The organism is Kocuria sp. CPCC 205261 (genome assembly GCF_040981025.1).
Lineage (GTDB): Bacteria > Actinomycetota > Actinomycetes > Actinomycetales > Micrococcaceae > Kocuria > Kocuria marina.
The window spans coordinates 1-25,577 of record NZ_JAVKPU010000015.1 but is presented as its reverse complement, the minus strand read 5'-3'; the positions used below and the strand labels follow the sequence as shown (position 1 = coordinate 25,577).

Below are 25,577 nucleotides of genomic sequence, written 5' to 3'. Positions count from 1 at the left end.
CCGTTCCCACGGCCGGACTCGTACCGGGCGGCCCGCTCGTACCCTGGAGACATGACAACAGCTGAGCACCCCGCCCTGACCGGACTGACCGTGGCCGTGACCGCGCATCGCCGCGCCGCCGAGCAGGGCGGGGCGTTCGAACGCCACGGGGCACGTGTGCTCCACGCGCCCGCGCTCAAGCTCGCCCCGGTGGACGAGGACGACGCCGTGTTCGCCACCGTGCGCGAGACGATCGCGACTCCCCCGGACGCCGTGCTCGTCACGACGGGCTACGGCTTCGACCGGTGGCTGCGCGTGGCCGAGCAGGAAGGGCTGGGTGACGAGCTGCTGAAGACGCTGCGCGGCGTCGTCGTCATGGCACGCGGAGCGAAGGCCCGGGGGCAGTTGCAGGCCAAGGGCGTGACGTGCGCGTACACGGGTGCGTCCGGGCGCACCGCGGAGCTCGTGGACCGCGTGCTCGCGGGGGATCCCGCGGCGCAGCGCCCCGCGACCGTGACTGTGCAGGTGCACGGCACCACGGACGAGGAGCAGCTCGAGCGGTTGCGCGCGGGTGGGATCGCGGTGCGCGTGGTGGCGCCCTATCAGTGGGAGTCCGCGGACGAGGGTTCCCGACTGGCCGGGCTCGTGCGCGACGTCGTGGCCGGGGAGATCGATTACGTCACGTTCACCGCCGCGCCCGCCGTGGACGCGCTGTTCGACGCCGCTCGCTCGGTGGGCGCGTACGACGAGTTGGTGGGCGCATTACGCGAGGGCCGGTGCACCGCGGTGGCGATCGGGCCGGTGTGTGTACAACCGCTCGAGGAAGCGGGCATCACGAACGCCGTGGTGCCCGAGCGGTTCCGCCTGGGGGCCATGGTCAAGGCCGTGTGCGATCACGCGCGGGAGGCCGCCTCGCGGTAGTGCTCCACAGTGAGCTCCATGAGTTCCGGGGGCACCGATCCGGGGTGGACGAGTAGCGGCTCGGCCACGACGTCGCCGCCGGCCGTGAGGACGCGACTGTGGAAGAAGCCCGGCGCCAGGAGGTACGGGACGAGCAGCACGCGCCCGGCATCGGCTGGCGTGGTTTCCGAGCTCTGCGCTGCGTACGGGCGCGATGCTCGACCGTGGGAGCCGGGCCGTTCGGAGTGTTGACCGAGCTCCGCGCGCGCGGCGGCCACGGCATCGGGAACCGAGGGCCGCGCCGCTGAGAGGTAGGCGGCCGTCACGGGCGTGCCCAGTGCATCGCCGAGGTATCGGGCCATGAGCTCGCAATCGTCCCGCGAACGGGGATCGGAGGATCCCGCCGCGACCATGAGCACGCGATCGGCCGGTGCGAGACCGGGTGCGCCCGCGGCGTCGAGCGCCTCGGTGAGCCGCCGGGCCATCACGCCCGCCAGGCGCCGGTCGGGGCCCAGTGCCGCGGCCACGACGTGCTGTGGTGAGGACTGGACGGCCCGGGCCATGTCCACGAACACGTGGTACCCGGCGGAGAGCAACAGCGGCACGACCACCGCGGGGTGCTCGGCGTGTTCCCGGGTGCGCGCCACCAGGTCGGGTTCCTGGACGTCCACCCACGTGTCTACCACGTCCACCTCGGGAAGGGCCGCACGCACCTGCTCGACCAGGGCGGCGACGGCGCGTTGTCCCCGCTCGTCGCGGGTCCCGTGGGCGCACGCGAGCAGGACGGGAGCGGAGGCGGGATGCGGGTTCACACAGTCCATTGTGCCGGTTTCCCGGCTTGCGCGGAGCATTCGGGAGGCCGCGGTCGCGGGACCGATGACTAGGATGAGGGCAGCCCGCGCACCGTGTCCCATGGCGCGCGGAAACCGACGATTCGGCGACGACCCTGAGGAGCACCATGTCCGTCAACGCTTCCACCACCATCAAGGCCCCCGTGGACACCGTCCTGGCCACGTTCGTGGACGAGGTCTTCGTCCGTCACGTGAGCGCCTTGGCCGGAACGCAGTTCGAGTCCTTCGAGCTCAACGGGGACACCTCCACGGCGTTCACCGCGACCACCGTGCGCAGCATGGGCTCGGACAAGCTGCCGGACGTGGCGCAGAAGTTCGTCAAGGGCGGGGTGAAGCTCACCCAGGTGGACACGTACGGCGCCCCCGCCGCGGACGGTACCCGTACCGTGCGCACCGAGATCAAAGTGGCCGGTCTGCCCGTGGGAGCCACCGCGCACCAGACCATCAAACCCCTGGGTGAGAACGAGACCTCGGTAGACGTCACCGGTGAGGTGCAGGCCAACATCCCGCTCGTGGGCAAGAAGATCGCCGCGGCCGCCGAGCCCTACATCGGCAAGGCCCTGACCCTGCAGGCCCGCCAGGCCGAGGCGTGGATCATCAAGAACTGAGCGCCTCGCGGGTCTAGGATGGCCGGGCGGGCACCATCGATGCCCGCCCGGCCATCCTTCGTCCTACTCGACAACCGCGGTTCACCCGTGAACCACGTGACGGGAGTTCCTTGTCTTGAGCACAGACACGCAGACGTCCTCCGGTTCCGGTGGATCCTTCACGAATTTCCTGCGCCGGGACACCACCGGCGGTCTCTTCCTTCTGATCGCCATGGTGTTGGCCCTCGTGATCGCCAATTCCCCGTGGGGGGAGGTCTACTTCGGGCTGCGTGACACCGAGGTGGGCCCGAGTGTGGCCGGGCTGCAGCACACCGTGGGGCACTGGGCCTCGGACGGGCTGCTCGCGATCTTCTTCTTCCTCACGGGGTTGGAGTTGAAGACCGAGTTCGTGGACGGGGAACTGCACAACATCCGTAAGGCGATCCTGCCGGTCGTGGCCGCGTGCGGCGGCGTGCTCGTTCCCGCGTTGATCTTCCTGGGGGTCAACCTGGCCGCCGGTTCGGAGCGCACCGCGCTGCACGGCTGGGCGATCCCCACCGCCACGGACATCGCCTTCGCGGTGTCGGTGCTCGCGGTCGTGGGTTCGTCCCTTCCCGTGGCCATGCGCACGTTCCTGTTGACCCTGGCGGTCGTGGACGACCTCATCGCGATCGCGATCATCGCGTTCGTCTACACCGAGAGCGTGAACTTCCCGTTCCTGGGTGGGGCCGCGGTGCTGCTGGCACTGTACTGGTTCCTCACCCACAAGTTCATGGGGTGGTTCATGGCCCGGCACTGGGCCGCGTGGGTCATCCTGCTGCCCATCGGTGTGGTGACGTGGTGGCTGGTCTACGAGTCCGGGATCCACGCCACGATCGCGGGCGTGCTGCTGGGCTTCATGGTCCCCGTGCTCAAGCAGAAGCCGCGCATCATCCGTCAGGAGGACCCGCGCATGGGGTTGGCGCCCGCGCTCGAACACCGCTTCCGTCCGCTGTCCAACGGCTTCGTGATCCCCGTCTTCGCGTTCTTCTCGGCGGGTGTGGCCGTGGGCGGCTGGGACGGTGTGACCTCCGCCGCCACGGACCCGGTGGCCCTGGGCATCGTGGCCGGTCTACTGCTCGGCAAGCCCATCGGCATCTTCGGTGCCGCGTGGCTCATGGACCGTTTCACGTCCGCGGAGAAGGACCGGGACTACACGTGGTTCGACATGTTCGGCATGACGATCGTCGCGGGCATCGGGTTCACGGTGTCCCTGCTCGTGGGCGAACTGAGCTTCGGAGAGGGCAGCCCCCACGGCGACCACGCCAAGGTGGGCATCCTGTGCGGTTCCCTGCTCGCCGCGCTGATCGGTGGCACTCTCGTGGCCACGCGCAACAAGAAGTACAAGGCGATGCGCACGGCCGGCCACGACCCGGACACCCTGGACTGACGCCCACACACCGCTGCACAGGAGACGCGCCCGCTCCCCCGATCCGGGGAGCGGGCGCGTTACTCGTGACGGGCGGTCAGGCCGGGTTGCTCGGGTGGAAGTACTGTTGTGTGTCGGTGAGTCCCCGCTCGCTGAGCATTTCCACGGCGTCGGCGGCGTCACTGATGAGCAGCGGCAGTTCTTTGGCCTGCGCGCCGGAAAATCGCTTGAGCACATAATCGGCGGTATCCATGCGTCCCGGGGGTCGACCCACGCCCACGCGAACCCGGATGTAATCCCTAGTCCCCAGAGCCTTGGTGATGTCCCGCAGCCCGTTGTGACCGCCCCCACGACCATGGCACCGCTGTTGTGCCGGGTCCCCGCGTAGCGGTCCCCCGGGTTGCCCAGTCCCACGACCAGCGTCCGCTGCGTCATCTCGTGTCCCTTCTTCGGGGCGGGGGCCCGCTCGTTCGTCCCGCACCGTATCGGGTGTCGGATTGTTCGTTGCCGTCCACGTCGATCTCGAGCACGGCGTTGGAGTTACGGGACGCGAGCATCATGTCGTGGCCCGGCAGGATCACGTGCAGCGGCTCGGCACCGTGGCCGTCCTGGCGGTCGTGGGCTCGGCCCTGCCCACTGCCATGCGCACCTTTCTCTTGACCCTGGCCGTTGTCGATGATCTGATCGCGCTCATCATCATTGCGTTCGTGTACACGGATTCCGTGCGCGTGCTCTTCCTGGGCGGCGCAGCCGTGCTGCTCGGGATCCTCTGGGTACTCACCCACAAGTACGCCAACTAGTTCATCGCCAAGCACTGGGCCGCCTGGGTGATCCTGTTGCCCTTTGGAGTGGCCACGTGGTGGTTCGTCTACGAAGCCGGCGTGCATGCCACCATTGCCGGTGTCTTGCTGGGGTTCATGGTGCCCGTCATGAAGAACACTCCCCGAGTCATCCGTCACGAGGACCCCGAGATGGGCCTGGCCCCGGCCCTCGAGCATCGTTTCCGCCCGCTATCCAACGGCCTGGCCTGGTCATCCCCATTTTCGCTTTCTTCTCCGCTGGCGTGGCCGTGGACGGCATCGAGGGCATCAAGTCCGCAGCCACTGAGCCCGTGGCGCTGGGTATCGTGGCCGGTCTGCGGATCGGTAAACCCGTGGGGATCTTCGGCGCATCCTGGCTCATGGACCGGTTCAGCTCAGCGGTCAAGGACAACGACTACACCTGGACCGACATGTTCGGCATGTCGGTCGTGGCCGGTATCGGCTTCACGGTGTCCCTGCTCGTGGCCGAGCTGAGCTTCGCCACCGGCAGCCCCCACAACGACCACGCCAAGGCGGGAATTCTGTTCGGCTCCATGTTGGCCGCCGTCATGGGTGGCATCATGCTGCTGACCCGCAACGCCACGTACAAGAAAATCCGGGCCCACGGCGTGGATCCGGACGTCTACGACAACTGACGTGGCACCGCAACAGGAACGTCGTGCTGCTGCTCATAGTTGTATCGCGGGTCGCTCCACGCGCTACCTCCCGGGACCACCGGCGGGTCGGCTTGTAGGGGCGGGAGACCTATCCGGTGGCCACCCCGCCCATCTGCTCATCCATCACGGCCAAGGACCAGCACCGCCCGGCCAGCTCCCGTGCGATAGCCACGTTAGCGATCGTGGAGCGCTTCTTCTGTTCAAGCATCCGCACCCAGCGGTTGTGCAATCTGCGGTTGCTGGCATCGCCGCGGGCCCGAGCCGCAGCCGGGGCCAGGTCCCAGCGGTCCCGCATGATCTTGCCGATGCAGTATGCCCGGCGGTGGTGCCAGGCTGCGTCGACCAGCAGCCGCCAGGCATGGGTGTTACCGGTCTTGGTGATCGGTCCTCGTACTCTGCTGGCTCCGGAGGAGTGCTCGCAGGGCACCAGCCCGACGAAGGCCCCGATGGTGTTACCGGTGAAGCGGTGCCAGTCCCCGATCTCCACTGCCAGCCCGAAGCCGGTCAGTGTGGAGATCCCGCGCAAGCACCCCAGTCAATGGACGACCTCGGTGAATTGGGACTAGGTGGCCATCTGGGTAATTGCTTGATCCAGTCGGTCACGGCGGTCCGCAGTGGCCAGAACCGTCTCGTGCTCGGCATCAAAAGCCATCCGCGTGGCCGGGGATTCCAAGTACTGGCGGGCCAGGTGCACCGCGTCCTTCGCATCAGTTTTCACCCGGTCCCCAAAAGACCGTTGCAGCTTCGAGGGGCCGCCACCACACACCGGATCCCGTCTGCGTTCAACACCCGAGATGACCCGAAACCGATGGGGCGGCCTCGTAGGTCACCGCCACCGGCCCGGGCAGCTGGCGGATCCAGGACCGAATGTGAACGTAATCTGAAGTCAGCCGGGCATGTCCGGTAACCCACGAATCTCTGTGAGGGAGGCCCCGGCCCGCAACCCCTCCACGACAGACGGGTCACTAGATACCGTTTAGACGGTCTTGGACGCCGCGTGCTTCACGGCGTCCTCGACGGCCACCCAGCTGAGCATCGCGCACTTCACGCGCGCCACGAACTTGGACACCCCCGCGAAAGCAGCGGCGTCGCCCAGGATCTCTTCATCCGGAGTCACCTGGCCACGCGACCGCAGCATGTCACGGAAGTGCTCAATCAACGTGTCCAGCTCGGGCAGGCTCATTCCCGGTGCCGTTTCCGCTAACACCGACGCCGCCGCCATGGAAATCGAGCAGCCCTCACCGTTCCACTCCACGGCCTCCACCGTGGGGGTCTCCCCGCCTGTCACCGTCACCCGCACGGTGATTTCATCACCGCACGTGGGGTTGTACTGATGCGACACTCCGCTGCGCTCACCAGCGGATGAAACGTCCTGGCTCGCCTCCCCACTGCGCTTGTGCGAGTGCTCCAAAATGATGGTCTGGTACAGCTGGTCCAATTCAGCGCTCACGCGCCCTCCGCCCGGAAGTAGCCGCGAACACGCGAAAGCTCGTCGAGGAAGCGATCGACGTCGTCGGTGGTGTTGTACAAATACGTGCTTGCGCGTGTGCTGGCCGTGAGGCCCAATTCGCGGTGGAGCGGCTGGGCGCAGTGGTGACCAACGCGCACGGCAATTCCCGCGGCATCCAAGAGCTGACCCACATCGTGCGCGTGCACCCCGGCCACGTCAATGCTGACCAGGCCCACGCGCTCCATCCCGGGTTCGGGACCGAGGAGACGAACGCCGTCGATCTCGGTGACACCTCGTGCCAACTGGCGGCCGAGTTCGGCCTCCCACGCCTCGATCCGGCCCATGCCGATCGCCTGCAGGTATCGCACGGCCTCAGCCCAGGCGACGGCCTGGCTGATGCGCTGGGTACCGGCATCGAAGCGGACGGGCGAGTCCAGATAGCGAGCATGCTCGGTGGTGACCTCGGTGATCATGGAGCCGCCGGTGAGGAACGTGGGCAGCGCATTGAGCAACTCGTGGCGACCGTAGAGCGCGCCGATGCCCGTGGGACCCAGCATCTTGTGCGCGGAGAACACGGCGAAGTCCACGCCGAGCGCGGGAAAATTTATGGGCATGTGCGGCACGGATTGGCACGCATCGAGAACCGTGAGCGCGCCGATCTTTTGGGCCTCCCCCACGATGGCCTGCACATCCGTGATCGCACCGGTCACGTTGGACACGTGAGTGAACGCGACGAGCTTGGTGCGCTCCGAGACTGTGTCGGCAACCGCCTGGGGCGTGATCAGACCGCGCGCGTCCACGGGAACCACGCGCAGGCTCGCACCCGTGCGGGCTGCCAGTTCCTGCCACGGGATCAAATTCGCGTGGTGCTCCGCCTGGGTCGTGACGATCTCATCATCGGGCCCCACTCGAAACCGCTCCGCGTTCTCGGAACCATTGGAACCTGCGGTCGCGTTGGACATCGCGTAACTGAGCAGGTTCAGCCCCTCGGTGGCGTTGGAGGTCCAGACCAGTGAATAAGGGTCCGCACCCACGAAGTGCGCGATCGTGGCCCGTGCGTCCTCGAAGAGATCCGTGGCCTCGACGGCCAGCGTGTGGGCGCCGCGGTGGACTGCTGCACGATGATGCAGGGTGAAGTCGCGTTCCGCGTCAGCGACCGCCAGGGGCACCTGGGAGGTGGCACCGGTGTCTAGGTACACCAACGGATGACCCGCCACCTGCGATTCGGTGAGCAGCGGGAAATCCTGCTTCAGCTTCAAGACCTGCTCGTTGTCCAAGGGGGTTGTGGGCATGACTCCTTCTTACGAGCTTCCGCTCCTTGACGAACGCTGCGGGCATTTCGACTGTAGTCCGGTGCGAGCACGGCGACGAATGGTGATTACGCAGTGTTGAGCCCACCGTCACTATGGGCCGGGTCCACGGTGTCACCGGCCGACGCGGGCCGGACGCGAGAACCCGGCCCGGTGTCAGGACAATCTGGCGTGGAAATGCTGTTGTGTGTCGGTGAGTCCCCGCTCGCTGAGCATCTCGACGGCGTCGGCGGCGTCACTGATGAGCAGCGGCAGTTCTTTGGCCTGCGCGCCGGAAAATCGCTTGAGCACATAATCGGCGGTATCCATGCGTCCCGGGGGTCGACCCACGCCCACGCGAACGCGGAGGTAATCCCTGGTTCCCAGAGCCTTGGTGATGTCCCGCAGCCCGTTGTGACCGCCCTCCCCACCACCGCGCTTGAGCTTAACGGCACCGAAGGACAGGTCAACGTCGTCGTGGACCACCACGAGCTCGTCCGCACCCAGGGAGTAGTACTGGGCCAGCGCGCTCACAGGCCCCCCGGAGACGTTCATGTAGCTCAGGGGCTGGGCCACCACGAGTCGCGGCGCCCCCGGACGTATCCGGGTCTCCGCCACGGCGGCGCGCGCCTTGTGGGCGGAGAGTTTCACGCCGGCGCGCTGCGCGAGTTCGGCCACGACCATGGCACCGATGTTGTGCCGGGTCCCCGCGTAGCGGTCCCCCGGGTTGCCCAGTCCCACGACCAGCGTCCGCTGCGTCATCTCGTGTCCCTTCTTCCGTGCGGGGCCCCGCTCGTTCGTCCCGCACCGTATCGAGTGTCGGATTGTTCGTTGCCGTCCCCGTGTCCGGACCCGGGGACGACGGCGGCGGCAGGCACACGTGGTGCTTGCCGCCGCTCATCACATCGCCTCAACCCGTTACGGACGGGCGATCACTCGGATCACTCGTCGTCCGAGGACTCCTCGGCCGACTCCTGCGCGGTCTCGCCCTCGGCGTCCTCGGTCTCCGGCTCCTCACCCAGGTCCTGCTCCACGGGCTCGGACACGTTGATGACCAGCAGCTCGGGGTCGGACACGAGCGTGACACCGGAGGGCAGGGTCACGTCCGCGGCGTAGACGTGCTCGCCGGCCTCGCGGCCCTCGATGTCCACGACGACGTTCTCAGGAACCTTCAGCGCGTCGGCCTCGACGAGCAGGACGTTCTCCTCCACGTTGTGCACGGCGGTCGCGGCGACCTCGCCCTCGACGGTCACGGGGATCTCGACCTCGACACGCTCACCGCGGCGCACGGTCAGCAGGTCGATGTGCAGGATCTCGGGGCGCACGGGGTGGCGCTGGACGTCCTTGATCATCGCGAGGTGGCCCTCGCCGTCCACGTCGATCTCGAGCACGGCGTTGGAGTTACGGGACGCGAGCATCATTTCGTGGCCCGGCAGGATCACGTGCAGCGGCTCGGCACCGTGGCCGTAGATCACGGCGGGGATCTGGTCGTTGGCGCGCACGCGGCGGGAGTAGCCCTTGCCGAACTCGGTGCGCAGGGTCGCGGGAATGGTGATGACGTCCACCATGGTGGGTCTCCTTCGATCGTGGGTCTGGTTGGTTACCGTCAGACCGTCCGAGTCACGGTGGAGGTGCTCGCACCGTGCGTCCCGAACGTTGTTACGACCGACGTGGTGCGGTACCCCACTCGCCCACCGCTCGGGATGCACTCACCGGTCGCGGTGGATTATAAGGATCCACAAGCCGTCGTCGATAACGGGGCGGGACGACCGCCCCCTCGCCTTGGCAACGGGCCCACGATAGCACGTGCCCCACCCCCGGCGCCGCCTCCGGGTTTGACCCCCAAGCGGGCGACGACGCGGCCCCGTCAAGGACGTCACATGTCCACAATTCTGTACCGATTCATGAACTCCGGGGATATTCGAGCAGGTGAGAGAGTATGTTGACTAATTAGCGGGCGTAAATCTCGGGGGAGATGAACACCGCGGTGCGGGGACTCGTTGGGAACGGTCCACGCATCGGAGCGAGCGCGTGGGGCGTCTCGCCGTCGAACGGTTTTGGGGGAAGGTTCGTCGACCGTGTTCCAACATGCAAGCCAGAAACACAAGCACTTGTCGTGGCGCGAGAGCTACCAGACGGAACTGAGGATCTACGACGCTTTGTCCCTGGTGCTCGCGCTCGCCGCGGCCCAGGCCCTGCGGTTCGGCTGGCTGCAGGGGTTGCTGCAGGTGGACGTGCTGCCCGTGCCCTACTGGCTCGTGGGGCTGCTGCTGGCCGTGGGGTGGTGGCTGTGGCTCGAGCTGCGCGGCACCCGCGGTGTGCGGCTGATCGGTAACGGCGCGGAGGAGGCAAAGCAGCTCGTCACGGCCTCGCTCACGTTGTTCGCCGCGATCGCCATCGCCTCCTACGCCTTCAACGTGCCCACGGCGCGCGGGTACATCCTGATCGCGCTGCCTCTCGGCACACTGGCCCTTTTCGCAGGACGCATGTGGGCGCGGCGTCAACTCATGCAGCGGCGCAAGAACGGGCTCAACATGTCCCGCACCATGGTGGTGGGTCGCTTCCCGGGGGCGGTGGAACTTGTTGGAGAGCTGCAGAGTCGCCCGGACGCCGGGTTCAACCCCGTGGCGGTCTATATGCCCACCTCGCACCACCAACTGCCGCAGTCCCTGCACTCCGTGCGGGTACCCGTCAACGCACTCGCGCCGGAGGAACGCCCGAGCGTCCAGGGGATCATGCAGGCGTGCCGCGAGCACGACATCGAGACGCTCGTGATGGCCGCCGCTGTACCCCTGAACACCACTGAGATCCGCCACCTGGGCTGGGCGCTCGCGGACGAGCGGATCCGACTGGTCATGAACACCGGGCTCACGGACGTGGCCGGACCCCGGATCCACACCCAGCAGCTCGTGGGTCTGCCGCTGATCCACGTGGCCACCCCGCGTTTCACCCGGTCCAAGAAGATCGTCAAGCGCATCATCGACGTCACCGGTTCTCTGGCCGCGCTGATCATCCTCTTCCCCGTGATGCTCGTGCTGGGCATCCTGGTCAAGGCGCACGACGGCGGTCCCGCGTTCTTCGCGCAGGAGCGCGTGGGGATTGACGGCACCCGGTTCCGGATGCTCAAGTTCCGTTCCATGTACACGGACGCCGAGGAACGCAAGGCCGCCCTGATGGCCGCCAATGAGTCTCAGGGGGACGTGCTCTTCAAGATGAAGGATGATCCCCGCGTGACCGCACCCGGCAAGTGGATGCGCCGGTTCAGCCTGGACGAGCTGCCGCAGTTCATCAACGTGCTCAACGGCACCATGTCCCTCGTGGGGCCCCGCCCGCCGCTGGCCAGCGAGGTGGACAAGTACGAGCAGCACGTCTACCGCCGCTTGCGTGTGCGCCCCGGGATCACTGGCCTGTGGCAGGTCTCCGGTCGCTCGGACCTCGACTGGAACCAGACCGTGCGCCTGGACCTGTACTACGTGGAGAACTGGTCGCCGGTGCAGGACTTGATCATCATGCTGCGGACCGTGCGCGCGGTCTTCGCATCCGAAGGCGCCTACTGAGGTCGAAATCAGAAGTATTTCTTCTCGAAATGCAATCGTGATGACCGTTGCGTGTGAGATACATCAAATTCCTGGGTGACCACTTACACTTTCTAGTGCGTCCCCCTGGCCGCTCGCCTTCCCCCCCACGAGTGGCTCCCCCCACACGCAGTAAAGGCTACGCGTATGATCTCCCCCCGAAAATCAGTGCTGCCCGCTGCCGTGACCGCCGCGGTCCTGGCACTGACCACCTTCATCCCCGCCACGGCGGCCAACGATCCCGCGGAGAACCTCAATCCCGAGAAGGGGAAAGTGGTCTCCGTGGAAACCCACGAACTCGAGACGGTTGTCAAGGACCCCCAGCTGCCCACGGCCCCACCCAAGACCGGTGACAAGAATCCCGGCGCGACCATGGGCCAGAAGATGAAGTCCATGGCGACCACGACCAACCTCTCGGAGGCGTCCGAGAAGGAACTCGACAAGGTGGCCGAGAACGTCCTCGGCCCTGAGGCGGCGAAACCCTCCGCCGCGCCGTCGACCGCGGCGCCGTCGCCCAAGACCCCCGCCACGCCGTCCGCGAGCGCGAACCCGAAGGCCACCGCGAGTGCCGCCGCGCAGGCCGCGGGCACCACGGGCATCGGCCCGGCCGGTTCCATGTCCCTCGTGATCCGGGAGAACAACTGGACCCCGACCGGGATCCAGGGCATGGACGTCTCCGGGTGGCAGCCTGCTGTGAACTGGAGCGCGGAATACGCCGCCGGCGCGCGCTTCGCTTACGTCAAGGCCACCGAGGGGACCGGTTATCACTCCGAGGCCTTCGACGACCAGTACACGGGCTCGTACGAGGTGGGCATGTTCCGCGGCGCGTACCACTTCGCGCTGCCCTCACAGTCCTCGGGTGCCGCCCAGGCGGACTTCTTCATCAACAACGGCGGCGGCTGGTCCTCGGACGGCAAGACCCTGCCCGGCCTGCTGGACATCGAGTACAACCCGTACGCCTCCCTGGGTGGCACGTGCTACAACATGTCCCAGCCGCAGATGACCGCGTGGATCAAGTCCTTCTCGGACCGCTACAAGCAGCGCACTGGTCGACTGCCCGCGATCTACACGACCGCGGACTGGTGGCAGACCTGCACGGGCAACACGGCGCAGTTCAACGACCACCCCCTGCATCTCGCGTCCTACGGCGTCATGGCACCCCAGTGGTACCCCAACGGCTGGTCGCGCTACGACATCTGGCAGTACACGGACAGCGGGCCCTTCTCGGGTGACTCGAACGTGTACGGCGGTTCGTGGGCGCAGCTGCAGGCCCTGGTATCGTCGTCGAACTACAAGCCGCTGGGCGGGCGCGCGACCGGCTACTCCGTGGCCGGCGGCATCGGCGCGATCTACCGCGCCACGGGCGGCGCCGCGAAGTGGGGCACCCCGGTGGGCCCCGAGGCCAACGCCGCGAACGGCGGCCGGTACCAAGAGTTCGTGCGCAACGGCGTGAAGTCCACCGCGTACTGGCACCGCACCACGGGCGGGCACATGGTCCGCAACACGAGCAGCATCGGCGGGAAGTTCATCGGCGCCGGACGGGAACGCGGTTACGGCTTCCCGATCACCGAGGAGCGCTCGCTGGCGGGCGGGGCCTACCAGGTCTTCCGTACCCCGTCCGGTAAGTCCACCAAGCTCATGTGGTCCCCGCGCACGGGTTCGCGCGCGATCAAGGAGTACGGCGCGATCGGTCAGCGCTGGGCGAAGTCCGGCATGGAGCGCGGCCTGGGCTATCCCACGACCGACGAGTACCGCGCGGGCTACGAGATCCGTCAGCAGTTCTCCAACGGATACGTGATCGGGTACAACACCGTCTACGGCGGGACCCGGATCAGCCGGTTGTGATGCTGTGGTGTCCGGGGTGATGCGCCCCGGACACCACGACTCCCGAGTACGACGAAGGCCGGGGTGGCGTGTGCCGCCCCGGCCTTCGTCGTACCGGAAACCGCGTCGTAGCGGTCACCGGCGGTTGTCAGGAGCGGCCGTTGAACAGGCTGGTGACCGATCCGTCCTCGAAGACCTCCTGGATGGCACGGGCGATCAGCGGAGCGATCGAGAGCACCTCGAGGTTCTCGAACTGGTGCTCCGGGGGCACGGGCAGGGTGTCGGTCACGGCCACCTTGTCCGCGCCGCACGAGGACAACCGCTCCACGGCAGGACCGGAGAAAACGGCGTGCGTGGCCGCAATGATCACGTTCTTCGCGCCTTGGTCCTTGAGCACCTTCACGGCGCCGGTGATCGTTCCGCCGGTGTCGATCATGTCGTCGATCAGCACGCACGTGCGGCCCTTGATGTTGCCCACGACCTCCTTGGACACCGCCTGGTTGGGCACGGTGATGTCCCGGGTCTTGTGCACGAACGCGAGCGGGGCACCGCCCAGGCGCTCGGCCCACTGCTCGGCCACGCGCACACGGCCGGTGTCCGGAGACACCACGGTCACGTTGTCCACATCCACCACGGAGCGCACGTAGTCGCTCAGCAGCGGGATGGCCATGAGGTGGTCCACGGGTCCGTCGAAGAAACCCTGGATCTGCGCGGTGTGCAGATCCACGGACATCAGCCGGTCCGCGCCCGCGGTCTTGTAGAGGTCCGCGATCAGGCGAGCGGAGATGGGCTCGCGGCCGCGGTGCTTCTTGTCCTGGCGCGCGTACGGGTAGAACGGGCTGACCACGGTGATGGACTTGGCGGATGCCCGTTTGAGGGAGTCCAGCATGATGAGCTGCTCCATCAACCACTGGTTGATGGGAGCGGGGTGGGACTGAATCAGGAACGCGTCCGCGCCGCGCACCGACTCACCGAAGCGCACGTAGGTCTCACCGTTCGCGAAGTCGTACGCGTCCGTGGGGACCAGTTCGGTGCCCAGCTCACGGGCGATGTTGTTGGCGAGCTCGGGATGGGCCCGACCCGAGAGCAGAACCATGCGGTTCGAACCCGTGTTGGTGATGCCGGTCATGTGAACTCGCTTTCCTTGAATTCCTGTGGATCACTGCTCGCGTGCCGTGCGCCCGGACTCAGGCGTGGTCGTCGCGGTCAGAGTCTTGAGCGGCCTGGGCCGCGCGTGCCGCCGCGGTTCCGGGACGGTGCTCCTGCACCCATCCTTCCACGATGACCTGCTTGCCCTCCGTGAGCACCAGGGCCCCGGCGGGGACGTCCTTGCGCACGGTGGTCCCGGCACCCGAGTAGGCGCCGTCGCCCACGGTCACGGGGGCCACGTACATGTTGTCCGAACCCATGCGGACGTCGTTGCCGATCGTGGTGTGGTGCTTGGCCACGCCGTCGTAGTTCACGAAGACCGAGGCCGCGCCGATGTTGGAGTTCTCCCCGATCGTGGCGTCCCCCACGTAGGACAGGTGCGGGACCTTGGAGCCGCGTCCGATCGTGGCCTTCTTGGTCTCCACGAACGTGCCGATCTTGCCGTCCTCGCCCAGGACCGTGCCGGGGCGCAGGTACGCGAAGGGGCCCACCGTGGCGCCCGCGCGCAGCTCGGAATCGCTGCCGTGGGTGCGCGTGACGTGCGCTCCGCGGCCCACGATCACGTCGGTCAGGGTGGTGTCGGGGCCCACGATGGCGTCCTCCGCGACCCGCGTACGCCCGTGCAGTTGGGTCCCGGGTAGCACGGTGCTGTCCGCCTCGAGCTCCACGGTGTCGTCGATCCACGTGGTCGCGGGGTCCACGATGGACACCCCGTTGCGCATGTGCATTTCCAGGGTGCGCTGGTTGAGGTAGTGCCCCAGTGCCGCGAGCTGGACGCGGTCGTTGGCGCCCTCGAGCTCCATGTAATCCGTCATCTTGAGTGCGTCCACGCGGTGGCCGGCCTCGCGCGCGAGACGCGGGACGTCCGTGAGGTACTTCTCCGCCTGGGCGTTGTCGGTGTCCACGCGGGAGAGCGCATCCCGCAGCACCGCGGCGTCGAACGCGAAGATCCCGGAGTTGACCTCGCTCACCGCACGCTCGGCGTCCGTGGCGTCCTTGAACTCCTTGATCTCGGCGAACTCGCCGCGCTCGTCCCGCAGGATCCGGCCGTACTTGCCGGGCTCGGGGTGATCGGCGGTCAGCACCGTCACGGCGTTGCCGTGGGAGTCGTGGTGCGCCACGAACTCGCGCAGCGTGTCCACCATGAGCAGGGGGACGTCCCCGTAGGTCACCAGCACAGTGCCGCTCACGGGGGTCTCGGCGTCGAGGACCTCGAGGCCCGCGTCCACGGCGGAACCGGTACCGGGGACGTCCGACTGGTCCGCGGTCAGGACCTCGGGATCCACGGCCGCGATGTGCTCGGCCACGAGATCGCGCTGGTGACGGATCACGGCCACGATGCGCTGCGGCGCGAGCTCGCGGGCCACCTTCAAGGCGTGGCCCAGCATGGAACGACCCCCGATCTCATGCAGGATCTTGGGGGTCTTCGACTTCATGCGGGTGCCCTTACCCGCGGCCAGGACGATGACGGCGGCGGGGTTCTGCCCGGTGCTCGCGGTGTCAATGGTGCTCACGGAGCAGACTCCTCTGGTTGCTCGTGAGGCGGTGGGGGCCATCTACGCCTCGATGTATCGTGCGTTCCGCCACTAGGACTCGAACCTAGACTCACGGCTCCAAAGGCCGGTGTGCTGCCAATTACACCATGGCGGAGCGTTGTCACCCGCGGGCGCCAACATGTGCGTGCGCCCGGAGGACGCACGAGACGTCACTTTATCATCTGCGTTCAGCGCGTCAGCACGAGCAGAACCCGCCCCGCTGCACGGTTCTCCTCGAATCCGGGGAGCCACCGGGACAGGGTCTCGGTGTCCTCCACGGTGATCCCACGCACGAGCACGGGGGCGCGTGCGGCGGCGCGGCGCACGTACTCCCACGCGGCGTTGTCGGCCTGTCCGGCGGCCCGGGAACGCGAGACGTCCCACGCCATGGAGGTGACGTCCGGGGCGGTGACGTCCAGCGCGCCGTTGTCGTACTCGCGGTCCAACAGGGCCATGAGCATGCCCACTTCCTCCACGATCGTGCTGTTCTGCACCATGAGCTTGACCTGGCGGTGGGACGCTGCTTCCGCGAGCGCGGCGAGCATCGAGTACAGCCGCCGCCGCTGCCGCCCCCGGTGCGCCACCCCGCCCAGGGCGAGCACGAGCCACCCGGCGCCCACACCGCGGCACAGCTCCAGGGCGTCGTCCACGGCCGCGAGCACGCCCTCGTCGGGGATGTCGTCGTCCACGGCCACGGGCGCGCGCAACAACAGGGGTTCCGCGCCGGCCTCGCGCAGGCGTAGAGCGGTCTGGCGGCGCACGAGCGAACCCATGTGCGGCCCCACGGGGTGGTCCCCGCCGATCGTGATCTCCACCGGCCCCGGGAACTCACGGATCCGGGCCACCGCCTCGGCGAGGCCCTGGGGATCGTCCAGGACGGTTCCCGCGGGCGTCTCCCCGCGGCCTGTTGCGTCGTGCATGGCACACAGTCTCGCACGCCCGTGGGGCGGGGGGACGACGCCGCGGCCCGTCGGTGCGCGCTTGTATCCTTGCCGGGTGGCTCATCTGATCGGCGGAGAAAACTTACATCTCGAGTACCCCACCAAGACCGTGTTCGACTCGGTCACCGTGGGGATCGACGAGGGCGACCGGATCGGGATCGTGGGTCGCAACGGGGACGGCAAGTCCACTCTCATGCGACTGCTCGCGGGGCGCATCGCACCGGACTCCGGGCGGGTGACCGTGCGCAGCGGGACGACCGTGGGCATGCTCGACCAGGCCGACATGCTGGACCCGGACCAGACCGTGGGCCACGCCGTGGTGGGGGACGTGCCCGACTACGTGTGGGCCGCGGATCCCAAGGTGCGGGACGTGATCTCCGGGCTCGTCTCGGACGTGGACTGGGACACCCCCGTGGGGCAGCTCTCGGGCGGGCAGCGCCGCCGGGTCGCGCTCGCGAGCCTGCTGACCGGCGACTGGGACGTGATCTTCCTGGACGAGCCCACCAACCACCTGGACGTGGACGGCATCACGTGGCTCGCGAAACACCTCAACAACCGCTGGTCCAGGAACGCCGGCGCGCTCGTGGTCGTGACCCACGACCGCTGGTTCCTGGACGCCGTGTGCACCGACACGTGGGAGGTCCACGACCGGATCGTGGAACCCTTCGAGGGCGGGTACGCGGCGTACGTGCTGCAGCGCGTGGAGCGTGACCGACAGGCCGCCGTGGTGGAGCAGAAGCGGCAGAACCTCATGCGCAAGGAGCTCGCATGGCTGCGCCGCGGGGCACCCGCGCGCACGTCCAAGCCCAAGTTCCGCATCGACGCCGCCAACCAGTTGATCTCCGACGTCCCGCCGCCGCGCGATTCCGTGTCGCTGTCCCGCATGGCGGTGTCCCGGTTGGGCAAGGACGTGGTGGACATCGAGGACGTGTCGGTGGAGTTCCCCTCCCCCGCCGTTTCCGGTTCCGCGGGTTCGTCCGGTCCGTCCGGCCCTTCCGCGGATGACGACGGCGCCGCGACTGCCGCTTCGTCGGGCGCCTCTTCGCCTGGCGCCTCCGGTCGGACACGCGTGCTGCAGGACGTCACGTGGTTGATCGCTCCCGGGGAGCGCACGGGCATTCTGGGCGTCAACGGCGCGGGCAAGTCCACGCTCCTGGGGCTCGTCACGGGTGCCGTGGAGCCCACCACGGGGCGGGTCAAGCGCGGGAAGACCGTCAAGATCGCGACCTTGACCCAGCAGCTCGCCGAGCTCGAGGACGTCGCGAACGACCGGGTCTCGGACGTCGTCGCCCGGAAGAAGACCTCCTACGTGACCGAGGGCAAGGAGATGACCCCCACCCAGCTCTTGGAGCGGCTGGGGTTCTCCTCCGCGCAGCTGAAGACCCCGGTCAAGGACCTCTCGGGTGGACAGAAGCGGCGCCTGCAGTTGCTGCTCATCCTGCTGGACGAGCCCAACGTGTTGATCCTGGACGAGCCCTCCAACGACCTGGACACGGACATGCTCGCCGCCATGGAGGATCTCCTGGACACGTGGCCCGGGACCCTGCTGGTGGTCTCCCACGACCGCTATCTCCTGGAGCGGGTGACCGATCAGCAGTACGCGGTAATCAACGGCCGGTTCCGGCACCTGCCCGGCGGGGTCGAGGAGTACCTCAACCTCTCGGCGACCGCGGCGTCCGGCACCGCAGCCGGTTCCTCCGGGGCATCCAACCCGCTTGCGGCGTCCTCTTCCTCCTCTGGCACTGCCCCTGCCTCCGACGGCGCCGCCCCCTCCGAGCCGCGGCTGTCCGGCGCGCAGGCGCGGGCCGCGCAGAAGGAACTGGGCGCCGTCGAGCGCAAGATGCAGAAACTCGGCGAGCAGATCAAGGCATTGGACGGGACCATGGCCGCCGCGGACCCCTCGGACTTCGAAGGGCTCGGCAAGCTGGCGGCGCAGAAGTCCGAACTGCAGGAGCAGCTGGACGAACTCGAGCTGCGATGGCTCGAGCTGGGCGAGGCGCTGGAGTAGACGAGCGAGCCGGAACTCACTCGCTCCAGGGGTTCGCCTTGATGATCTCCACGAAGTTGTCGCGCTTGAATTCCGGGTCGAAGTGCTCCAGCACGTCCGCGTTCATGTTCCCGAACGTGGAGTGCGGGCGGTGCACGTTGGCGTCGTTGAACGCCTTGAGGATCCGGTTCTTGAAGTCCGGGCGGGGATGGACCTCCACCACGGCCTGCCGTTGGGCGTCCGTGAGCTCGTCGAAGTGCATGCCCAGCACGTCCGTCTCCACACCCGCACTCACGAGCGCAATCTCCGGGGCCATGAACTCGGGCACCCCGGGGGTCGTGTGCAGCGCGATCCCGAGCCACGCGTTGTGCGCCCGCTCCTGCGACGCACCGCGTTCCAGGAGGAACTCGCGGACCTCGTTCGCGCCGTCCACCTCGAAACGCAGCATGGAGTCGGAGTAAGTATCCGTGAGGCCGCGATCGTGGAACATGGCCGCCGCATACAGCAGCTCGTGGTCCACGCTCAGGTCCTGGGCCTGCCCCACGAGCGCGCCGAAGAAGAACACGCGGCGGGAGTGGTGGTAGAGCAGGTCGTCCTCGCTGTCCCGGATGTACTCGGTGATCTCCCGGGCGAGTTTGCTGTCAGGGACGGAGATGCCGGAAATGGTGTCGGTCATGAGCTGAGTCCTGTTCTGGGCGGGCCGTGCATGGGCGGGCAGGGGCCGCTGCAGCTGAGGAGCCGCGCTGCCCCACCTCTCCATTGTGAGCTCGCTGCACACCCGTCCGCCAGGTCCACAGTGACAGGAACCCCTCGGATTCGGACATACTGAACACATGACAGCCCGCCATCACGTCGTCGTTCTGCTGTTCCCCGGGGTCACCCTGCTGGACGTCTCCGGACCCGCTGAGGTTTTCGCCGCGGCCAACTCCGCGGGTGCCGACTACGCGGTGCGCTTCGTCTCGCCGTCCGGCGGAGACGTCGAGACGTCGGCGGGCGCGCGGATCGCGACCGAATCACTCGCGGATCTGGAGGGCGCACCCCGGGTCGGCACGCTGCTGGTTGCCGGTGGAGAATCCCTCGCCACGCGCCCGGTGCCGGACGGCGTCGTCACGGCAGTGCGCGCCGTCGCCGACCATAGCGACCGCGTGGCGAGCGTGTGCACCGGGGCGTTCGCGCTGGCCGAGGCGGGCCTGCTCGACGGACGCCGGGCCACGACCCACTGGCGTCACGCCGCCGAGCTGGCCCGCCGCTACCCAGTAGTGACCGTACACCCCGACGAGCTGTACGTGCGCGACGGAGCCGTGGTCACGAGCGCGGGCATCTCGTCCGGGATCGACCTCGCCCTGTCACTCGTGGCCGTGGACCACGGGCGGAACTTGGCCCACGGCGTGGCCCGGGAACTCGTGGTCTACATGCAGCGCGCGGGAGGGCAGTCCCAGTTCTCGGCCGCGCTGGACTGGCCCGCGCCGTCATCCGCTCCCCTGCGCGAGCTGTGCGCCGATATCGTGAGCGACCCCGCGGCCGCACCCCCGGTGGCGGAGCTGGCCCGGCGCGCGCACATGAGCGTGCGCCATCTGAGCCGGCTGTTCACCGCGGAGTTGGGCGTATCGCCGGGGAAATTCGTGGAACAGGTCAGGGTCGAAACCGCCAAGTCTCTGCTGGACCGCGGGCACGGCGTCATGGACACCGCGCGACTGTCCGGCTTCGGCACGGACGAAACCCTGCGCCGCGCGTTCGTGCGGCACTTCGGCGTCACGCCCAGCTACTACCGCGGCCGCTTCCCGACCGATCCAGTCCGGGAGCCTTACAGGTCCACGACCTCGAACTCGAGCAGCGACGCACCCGTGGCCACCGGTTTGCGCTGACCCCCGGCGTGGGCGGCCTTGGCATTACCGTCCCGCCACGCCTCGAAGTCCTCCTGGGTGGCCCACGTGGTCACCACGAAGTAGCGGTTCTCCCCCGCGACCGGGCGCAACAGCTGGAACCCCTCGAAACCGGGCTCACCGTCCACCGCGTGCTTGCGCGCCGCGAACCGGGCCTCGAGCTCGGCGCCGGCACCCTCGGGGACCTCGATGGCATTGATCTTCACCACGGACATGACTGCCTCCTGTCGTTCGTCATCACTTCTCTCCCAGGCTAACGACGCCGCCTGACCGGTTACTGCGACGAGGTTCCGGACCAGGCGGCGTCACCCGGCGACGTCGGACACGAGTTCGAACTCGGCGCGGCCCTCCGCGACGTCGGCCCGCACGAGACGCACCCGGACCTCCTTGCCGAACGGCAAATCGGGGGCCTTGAGGGTGACCTCAACGGCGGGTTCGCGGATGATGATGGTGCCGCGAGCACCGTCGTCCTTGACCTCCACGACGGTGGCCGTGAATTCCTCGCCCACGTGCGCGGACAGCGCCAGCGTCTCGACCATGTTCACGATCCCGCGCTCGTACGCCGAGGCCTTGCGCGCGGACGCCTCCATCTCGGCCGGCAGCTGCGGCAGCGCCTCGAGCACCCAGTCGGGAACGGGGTTCCCGGCGCTGATCGTGAGGCACACCTCGCTCCCGTAGCGGTCCACGAGTCGGCGCAGCGGCGCGGTCACGTGCGCGTACGACGTCGCGATGGCCGAGTGTTCGCGATGCTCCGGGGCCGCGCCGTGGAACGCCTCGTAACCGGCCCCCCGAAACAACAGGGTGCACGCGTGCAGCATGGCCGCGTGGGTCCCGAGCTGCGGATCGAGTGCGCGCACGAATTCCGGGTAGCTGACGTCCTCGGGCCACGGGATGCGCAGGGCGGCCGCCGTGGCCCGCAGTTTGCGGATCGCGGAGTCGGCCGCGCGGGGCAAGATGCGCAACAGGCCCGTGCCGGCGTCGAGCATCAACTGCGCGGCGGCGATGCCCGTGAGCAGCGAGATCTGGGCGTTCCACCCCTCCACGGGCAGCGCACTGCGGTGGACCACGCGCCACTGCTCGTGATCGATCATCACTTCCTGCTCGGGGATGCGCAGGCTCACCCCGCCGCGTTCCCGTTCGATCCGTTCCCGTAATTGCCCCACGGTGCGCAACAGTGTGAGGGACGGGTCCGCGGTCCCCGCGTCCAGCCGATCCTGTACTTCTCGATAGGTCAGCTGGGCGCGGCTACGCACGAGGGCCCGCCGCACCGATGTGCTGCGGAGTGCGCCCTGTTCGTCCAGCCCCAGTTCCCACAGCACGGCGGGGCGCACGGTGTGCGGCAGCAGACTCGCGGCGTCCTCCGAGAGTTCGGGAGGGTGCAACGGCGTGCGCTGGTGCGGGGCGTAGAGGGTCTGGCCGCGGCCGTGGGCCTCGACATCGATCGGATCGCCCGGGTGCACGAACGCGGCGACGTCGGCGATCGCGTACCACACGGTGAAACCCGTATCCGCGGCGCCGATGAGCACCGCTTGGTCCAGGTCCCGGGAGCCCTCCGGGTCGATCGTGACGAGCTCGAGGTCCGTGCGGTCCAGAGACGGTAGGCGCGGTGCGGCGGCAGCGGCCACGGCGGCGTCGTGCACGGCCGGTGGGAAGTCGTCGGGGATGTTGAGCTCGTGACGCAGGGCCTCGAGTGCGCGCACGAGTGGCTCGGGAACGGGATGGACCTGCTGCGGACGGATGGCCAAGATTGACTCCTCACCCGGGGGCTCGGGGAGTGCACCGCCCGGGCCGGCCCAGACCTCGAAACCGTGGTGACGCGCCTACGTTGACCCGATTCTGCCCCGGGACACCCCGGCGGGCGGGTTCATTCGCGCGATTCGACCCGCGCGCCGGGCACGGGGCCGGTCACGGCGAGGGCGTGGCGGTGTTCCCGCACGAAGTCGAGCACGAGGCGGCGCGCGGCATCCCGCGAGCGCACCAGGAAACACACCGTGGGGCCCGACCCGGATACCCATCCGGCGAGCGCACCCAGTTCCACGCCGTGGTTGAGCAGCCCCTCGAGTTCGGGTAGCAACTGGATCGCGGGGCCCTGGAGGTCATTGCGGATCCGGGCGGCGAGGGCATCGGGGTCCGCGTCGGCCAAGGCCGTGAGCACCGCGGTGGGGACGGGGTCGGGGGCGATGCCGGTGCGCGGGGCACTCCTCGCCGATGCGTTCGTCACCGTGTGATTGGCATCCCACTGGCGGTACACGGCCGGTGTGGACAGGCCCTGGTCCTGGGGGACGAACACAAAATGCAATTGCTCCTCCGCGGCCACCGACTCCAACTCGGTTCCCGTGCCGCGGCCGATCGCGGCACCTCCCAGGAGCATGAACGGCACGTCGGCGCCCAGGCCGGCGCCCAGTCGGAGGAGTTCGTCCGTATCCATTGGGGCGATGCCCGCGTGGCGGGCCACGAGGTCGTTGACCGCCACGAGCGCGGCGGCGGCGTCCGCGGATCCCCCGCCCATGCCGCCGGCGACCGGCACGGCCTTGCGGACATGCAGCTCGAGTCCGGGCACGGGGACGTCCAGCGCCTCGCACACCGCGAGCGCGGCCTTCACGGCCAGGTTCGTCCCGTCCAGGGGGACATCGGAGAGGCGGGCGGTTCCCTCGCTCACCATGCGGGCGTACTCGCTACCGCGCTCGGCCTCCACGGTGATGCGGATCCCCACCCCACGACGGGCGAGCGCGGGATTCACGGAGGCCGTCACGGTTTCCCGCAGGTCCACGGCCACGAAGAAGGTCTCCAGGGGGTGGTAACCGTCCGGGGTGGGGCTGCCCACGTGCAGCACGAGGTTCGTCTTGGCCGGGGCGCTCGCGCTGACCCGGGTCGGTGTGGGGCTCATGGGTGCTCCCCCGGGTCGGTGGCAGGTACGTCGTTCACTCCGGACCGGTCTCGGGGCGCGGTCTCAACGGCTTCCGCGGGGTGCTCGTCCGGCGCCGTCCCAGTGGCAGACGCGGTTCGTGGAGTCGTGAGGTTCCCCGGAACTTCTCCGGGTCGGCTATCGGCTCCGGCCACTTCCTCCGTCCGCTCTGAACTTACGGTCCCGGCGGCCGCCGCGATCCGGGCGAAGTCGGCGACGTCGAGCCGCTCACCGCGCGCGGCGGGGTCCACACCGGCGGCGCGCAGGATCTCCTCGGCGCGGGCACCGGACCCCGCCCAGCCGTTCAGCGCCGCCCGTAAGGTCTTGCGACGCTGGGCGAACGCGGCGTCTACCACCGCGAACGTGTCCCGGCGCAGCGACTCGGCGACCGGGGGCTCTCGGCGCTCGAAGCGTACGAGCCCGGACGCGATCTTCGGGGCGGGCCAGAACACGTTCTTGCCGATCACCCCGGCCTTGCTCACGTGCGCGTACCAGGTGGCCTTCACGGACGGCACGCCGTACACGCGCGACCCGGGCCCGGCCGCCAATCGGTCAGCGACCTCGTCCTGGACCATCACGAGCCCGTGGCGCACGCTCGGGAAGGTCTCCAGGATGTGCAGCAGCACCGGCACGGCCACGTTGTAGGGCAGGTTCGCGACGAGCGCGGTCGGCTCGCCGGGCAGCTCACGCACGCGGGCGGCGTCGGCCTCCACCACGGACAACCGGTCCGCAGCGCTCGGGAAGAACCGTTCCACGGTCTGGGGCAGCTGCCGCGCGAGGGGCGGGTCGATCTCCACGGCCGTGACCGACGACGCCGCCAACAGCCCCAACGTCAACGACCCCAGCCCGGGCCCCACCTCCAGGACGTGTTCGTCCTGCCCCAGGTGGGCGGCGGCCACGATCCGGCGGATGGTGTTGGGATCGATCACGAAGTTCTGACCGAGCGTCTTGGTGGGGCGGATCCCCGCTTGCTCGGCGAGTTCTCGAATCTCGGCGGGGCCTAGGAGAGGGCCGTCGGTACTGGGCTCGGTCACCGGTCAATCCTACGTGGCGTGCCTGCGCGATCCGCACCCGCACCTGTGCCCGCGCCCCCGCCCCGCTCACTCCCCCATACCTGAACCTTCCCTCCCACCCTCATTGGGCCCCGCGGCAATCCCACTGCACAACACGTGTGCCCCAGAAAGACACCGATCACGGGATATGGATGCCTTTTCGGGACACGGATGTGCGAGCGCGAGATCCTGCTGCCGGGAAACGGGGCACGACCCAGAGTTGCCGCCCCAACCAGGTGCGCCACTCGACTGAGCGGGCGGGATCTCGGAGATCGTCGAACACGATGATGCGAAGTTTCCACCCCAGATCTCGGAGCACCTCGTTGCGATACATCTCGTTCTTGTACGCGTGGTGGTTCTCGCTGTGCACCCGCCCGTTGAACTCAATGGCTGTCTTGTGTTCAGGCCACGCCAGGTCGAGCAGGCTGTAACCCAGGCGTGTGTCCACGCGAAAGTTCATAACGGGACACGGCAGGCCACACGCCAACAGCATCAACCGCGTCAAGGTCTCCATGGGAGAAAGCGTGGGAAATTGCGTGCTCTTCAATGCCGTGCGCACCGCCATGACCGCACGGGATGTCGGAGGCAGCGTCTCCAATGCCGAGTAGATGTCCGCCAGCGAGGGCGGCTCCCCACAGGATTGAGACGTCCACGCGGGTGTCGAGTCCACCGGCCTCAGATCACGATGCACCAGCAACGCATCCAGTGCGGCGGTGAAGCGCCCTGGGTTTCGTTCCGAGGTCAGGACGCAACGGGCGCTACGTCGTGGTCGTGAGTGTAGGCTA

23 protein-coding genes, 1 tRNA gene and 3 pseudogenes are annotated in these 25,577 nt (G+C 68.3%); 9 read left to right on the top strand and 18 right to left on the bottom strand.

Annotation, left to right across the window (positions count from 1 at the left end):
• The first annotated feature begins 51 nt into the window (after positions 1-51).
• Positions 52-900, top strand: coding sequence for a uroporphyrinogen-III synthase (locus RF646_RS12340; RefSeq protein ID WP_035963630.1), 849 nt, complete (start codon positions 52-54; stop codon positions 898-900).
• Here the strand turns inward: RF646_RS12340 and RF646_RS12335 are convergent.
• Positions 873-1,700, bottom strand: a complete 828-nt coding sequence (locus RF646_RS12335; protein ID WP_368836121.1) for a sirohydrochlorin chelatase — start codon at positions 1,698-1,700, stop codon at positions 873-875. The two genes, RF646_RS12340 and RF646_RS12335, sit on opposite strands and share 28 nt — an antisense overlap.
• Positions 1,701-1,837: 137 nt before the next feature.
• On the opposite strand from RF646_RS12335, the gene RF646_RS12330 reads away from it, so the two are divergent.
• Positions 1,838-2,338 carry a DUF2505 domain-containing protein gene (locus RF646_RS12330; RefSeq protein WP_368836120.1) on the top strand — a complete coding sequence of 167 codons (501 nt, stop codon included), beginning with the start codon at positions 1,838-1,840 and terminating at the stop codon, positions 2,336-2,338.
• 115 nt (positions 2,339-2,453) lie between these two features.
• Positions 2,454-3,746, top strand: a complete 1,293-nt coding sequence (nhaA, locus tag RF646_RS12325) for a Na+/H+ antiporter NhaA (RefSeq protein WP_144931299.1) — start codon at positions 2,454-2,456, stop codon at positions 3,744-3,746.
• A 76-nt stretch (positions 3,747-3,822) separates the two neighbouring features.
• Here nhaA and RF646_RS12320 read toward each other — a convergent pair.
• Positions 3,823-4,160 (bottom strand): annotated as a pseudogene (locus RF646_RS12320) (aminoacyl-tRNA hydrolase).
• Positions 4,161-4,366: 206 nt separating this feature from the next.
• On the opposite strand from RF646_RS12320, the pseudogene RF646_RS12315 reads away from it, so the two are divergent.
• Positions 4,367-4,687, top strand: a pseudogene (locus RF646_RS12315) (Na+/H+ antiporter NhaA); the annotation flags it as partial.
• A 101-nt stretch (positions 4,688-4,788) separates the two neighbouring features.
• A complete protein-coding gene (locus tag RF646_RS12310) occupies positions 4,789-5,181 on the top strand; it encodes a Na+/H+ antiporter NhaA (RefSeq protein WP_368836119.1) in 393 nt (130 codons plus the stop codon).
• A 109-nt stretch (positions 5,182-5,290) separates the two neighbouring features.
• Here RF646_RS12310 and RF646_RS12305 read toward each other — a convergent pair whose 3' ends face one another.
• From RF646_RS12305 to RF646_RS12280, 6 genes are all read right to left on the bottom strand, one after another.
• Complete coding sequence (locus RF646_RS12305; RefSeq protein ID WP_368836118.1) at positions 5,291-5,728, bottom strand: transposase; 438 nt, start codon at positions 5,726-5,728, stop codon at positions 5,291-5,293.
• 36 nt (positions 5,729-5,764) lie between these two features.
• Positions 5,765-5,920, bottom strand: coding sequence for a hypothetical protein (locus tag RF646_RS12300; protein WP_368836117.1), 156 nt, complete (start codon positions 5,918-5,920; stop codon positions 5,765-5,767).
• 258 nt (positions 5,921-6,178) lie between these two features.
• Positions 6,179-6,652, bottom strand: a complete 474-nt coding sequence (gene sufU, locus RF646_RS12295; RefSeq protein ID WP_206400128.1) for a Fe-S cluster assembly sulfur transfer protein SufU — start codon at positions 6,650-6,652, stop codon at positions 6,179-6,181.
• Positions 6,649-7,944, bottom strand: coding sequence for an aminotransferase class V-fold PLP-dependent enzyme (locus tag RF646_RS12290; RefSeq protein ID WP_368836116.1), 1,296 nt, complete (start codon positions 7,942-7,944; stop codon positions 6,649-6,651). The genes sufU and RF646_RS12290 overlap by 4 nt, the downstream gene beginning before the upstream one ends.
• A 174-nt stretch (positions 7,945-8,118) precedes the next feature.
• Positions 8,119-8,703 (bottom strand): aminoacyl-tRNA hydrolase, encoded by a 585-nt coding sequence (gene pth, locus RF646_RS12285; protein ID WP_368836115.1) that lies wholly within the window; start codon positions 8,701-8,703, stop codon positions 8,119-8,121.
• Between the two features lie 179 nt (positions 8,704-8,882).
• Positions 8,883-9,509 carry a 50S ribosomal protein L25/general stress protein Ctc gene (locus tag RF646_RS12280; protein WP_368813846.1) on the bottom strand — a complete coding sequence of 209 codons (627 nt, stop codon included), beginning with the start codon at positions 9,507-9,509 and terminating at the stop codon, positions 8,883-8,885.
• 510 nt (positions 9,510-10,019) lie between these two features.
• Here RF646_RS12280 and RF646_RS12275 point away from each other — a divergent pair.
• Together RF646_RS12275 and RF646_RS12270 are read left to right on the top strand one after the other, a co-directional pair.
• A complete protein-coding gene (locus RF646_RS12275; protein ID WP_144931293.1) occupies positions 10,020-11,498 on the top strand; it encodes a sugar transferase in 1,479 nt (492 codons plus the stop codon).
• Between the two features lie 165 nt (positions 11,499-11,663).
• Positions 11,664-13,361, top strand: coding sequence for a GH25 family lysozyme (locus RF646_RS12270; protein WP_368836114.1), 1,698 nt, complete (start codon positions 11,664-11,666; stop codon positions 13,359-13,361).
• A 127-nt stretch (positions 13,362-13,488) separates the two neighbouring features.
• On the opposite strand, the gene RF646_RS12265 is transcribed toward RF646_RS12270, so the two are convergent.
• The 4 genes from RF646_RS12265 to RF646_RS12250 form a co-directional block, all read right to left on the bottom strand.
• Complete coding sequence (locus RF646_RS12265; RefSeq protein WP_064847154.1) at positions 13,489-14,469, bottom strand: ribose-phosphate diphosphokinase; 981 nt, start codon at positions 14,467-14,469, stop codon at positions 13,489-13,491.
• A 58-nt stretch (positions 14,470-14,527) separates the two neighbouring features.
• Entirely contained in the window at positions 14,528-16,045 is a 1,518-nt protein-coding gene (gene glmU / locus RF646_RS12260) for a bifunctional UDP-N-acetylglucosamine diphosphorylase/glucosamine-1-phosphate N-acetyltransferase GlmU (RefSeq protein ID WP_368836113.1), read from the bottom strand.
• A gap of 22 nt (positions 16,046-16,067) precedes the next feature.
• Positions 16,068-16,139: transfer RNA gene (locus RF646_RS12255), tRNA-Gln, on the bottom strand.
• A gap of 73 nt (positions 16,140-16,212) precedes the next feature.
• The gene (locus RF646_RS12250; protein ID WP_368836112.1) at positions 16,213-16,944 is read right to left on the bottom strand and encodes a hypothetical protein; all 732 of its coding nucleotides are present in this window, start codon (positions 16,942-16,944) and stop codon (positions 16,213-16,215) included.
• Positions 16,945-17,020: 76 nt separating this feature from the next.
• On the opposite strand from RF646_RS12250, the gene RF646_RS12245 reads away from it, so the two are divergent.
• Entirely contained in the window at positions 17,021-18,973 is a 1,953-nt protein-coding gene (locus RF646_RS12245) for an ABC-F family ATP-binding cassette domain-containing protein (protein ID WP_368836111.1), read from the top strand.
• 16 nt (positions 18,974-18,989) lie between these two features.
• Here the strand turns inward: RF646_RS12245 and RF646_RS12240 are convergent, their stop codons facing one another.
• Positions 18,990-19,628, bottom strand: coding sequence for an HD domain-containing protein (locus RF646_RS12240; protein ID WP_144999467.1), 639 nt, complete (start codon positions 19,626-19,628; stop codon positions 18,990-18,992).
• Positions 19,629-19,785: 157 nt separating this feature from the next.
• Between RF646_RS12240 and RF646_RS12235 the strand changes: the two genes are divergently transcribed.
• Positions 19,786-20,817 carry a GlxA family transcriptional regulator gene (locus RF646_RS12235; RefSeq protein ID WP_368836110.1) on the top strand — a complete coding sequence of 344 codons (1,032 nt, stop codon included), beginning with the start codon at positions 19,786-19,788 and terminating at the stop codon, positions 20,815-20,817.
• Here RF646_RS12235 and RF646_RS12230 read toward each other — a convergent pair.
• The 5 genes and pseudogenes from RF646_RS12230 to RF646_RS12210 all read right to left on the bottom strand — a co-directional run.
• Positions 20,757-21,050 carry an antibiotic biosynthesis monooxygenase gene (locus RF646_RS12230; RefSeq protein ID WP_085106956.1) on the bottom strand — a complete coding sequence of 98 codons (294 nt, stop codon included), beginning with the start codon at positions 21,048-21,050 and terminating at the stop codon, positions 20,757-20,759. The two genes, RF646_RS12235 and RF646_RS12230, sit on opposite strands and share 61 nt — an antisense overlap.
• Positions 21,051-21,140: 90 nt before the next feature.
• A complete protein-coding gene (locus tag RF646_RS12225) occupies positions 21,141-22,580 on the bottom strand; it encodes an RNB domain-containing ribonuclease (protein ID WP_368836109.1) in 1,440 nt (479 codons plus the stop codon).
• A 119-nt stretch (positions 22,581-22,699) separates the two neighbouring features.
• A complete protein-coding gene (locus RF646_RS12220; RefSeq protein WP_368836108.1) occupies positions 22,700-23,722 on the bottom strand; it encodes a 4-(cytidine 5'-diphospho)-2-C-methyl-D-erythritol kinase in 1,023 nt (340 codons plus the stop codon).
• The gene (rsmA, locus tag RF646_RS12215) at positions 23,719-24,774 is read right to left on the bottom strand and encodes a 16S rRNA (adenine(1518)-N(6)/adenine(1519)-N(6))-dimethyltransferase RsmA (RefSeq protein WP_368836107.1); all 1,056 of its coding nucleotides are present in this window, start codon (positions 24,772-24,774) and stop codon (positions 23,719-23,721) included. The genes RF646_RS12220 and rsmA overlap by 4 nt, the downstream gene beginning before the upstream one ends.
• A 157-nt stretch (positions 24,775-24,931) precedes the next feature.
• Positions 24,932-25,577 (bottom strand): annotated as a pseudogene (locus RF646_RS12210) (hypothetical protein); the annotation flags it as partial.

Coding starts and splice junctions, on each gene's coding strand:
- RF646_RS12250 (WP_368836112.1), bottom strand. CDS start 16,944: ATGCACGACGCAACAGGCCGCGGGGAGACGCCCGCGGGAACCGTCCTG.
- pth (WP_368836115.1), bottom strand. CDS start 8,703: ATGACGCAGCGGACGCTGGTCGTGGGACTGGGCAACCCGGGGGACCGC.
- RF646_RS12270 (WP_368836114.1), top strand. CDS start 11,664: ATGATCTCCCCCCGAAAATCAGTGCTGCCCGCTGCCGTGACCGCCGCG.
- RF646_RS12240 (WP_144999467.1), bottom strand. CDS start 19,628: ATGACCGACACCATTTCCGGCATCTCCGTCCCTGACAGCAAACTCGCC.
- RF646_RS12280 (WP_368813846.1), bottom strand. CDS start 9,509: ATGGTGGACGTCATCACCATTCCCGCGACCCTGCGCACCGAGTTCGGC.
- RF646_RS12330 (WP_368836120.1), top strand. CDS start 1,838: ATGTCCGTCAACGCTTCCACCACCATCAAGGCCCCCGTGGACACCGTC.
- glmU (WP_368836113.1), bottom strand. CDS start 16,045: ATGGCCCCCACCGCCTCACGAGCAACCAGAGGAGTCTGCTCCGTGAGC.
- RF646_RS12290 (WP_368836116.1), bottom strand. CDS start 7,944: ATGCCCACAACCCCCTTGGACAACGAGCAGGTCTTGAAGCTGAAGCAG.
- RF646_RS12220 (WP_368836108.1), bottom strand. CDS start 23,722: ATGAGCCCCACACCGACCCGGGTCAGCGCGAGCGCCCCGGCCAAGACG.
- RF646_RS12235 (WP_368836110.1), top strand. CDS start 19,786: ATGACAGCCCGCCATCACGTCGTCGTTCTGCTGTTCCCCGGGGTCACC.
- RF646_RS12230 (WP_085106956.1), bottom strand. CDS start 21,050: ATGTCCGTGGTGAAGATCAATGCCATCGAGGTCCCCGAGGGTGCCGGC.
- RF646_RS12265 (WP_064847154.1), bottom strand. CDS start 14,469: ATGACCGGCATCACCAACACGGGTTCGAACCGCATGGTTCTGCTCTCG.
- RF646_RS12340 (WP_035963630.1), top strand. CDS start 52: ATGACAACAGCTGAGCACCCCGCCCTGACCGGACTGACCGTGGCCGTG.
- RF646_RS12335 (WP_368836121.1), bottom strand. CDS start 1,700: ATGGACTGTGTGAACCCGCATCCCGCCTCCGCTCCCGTCCTGCTCGCG.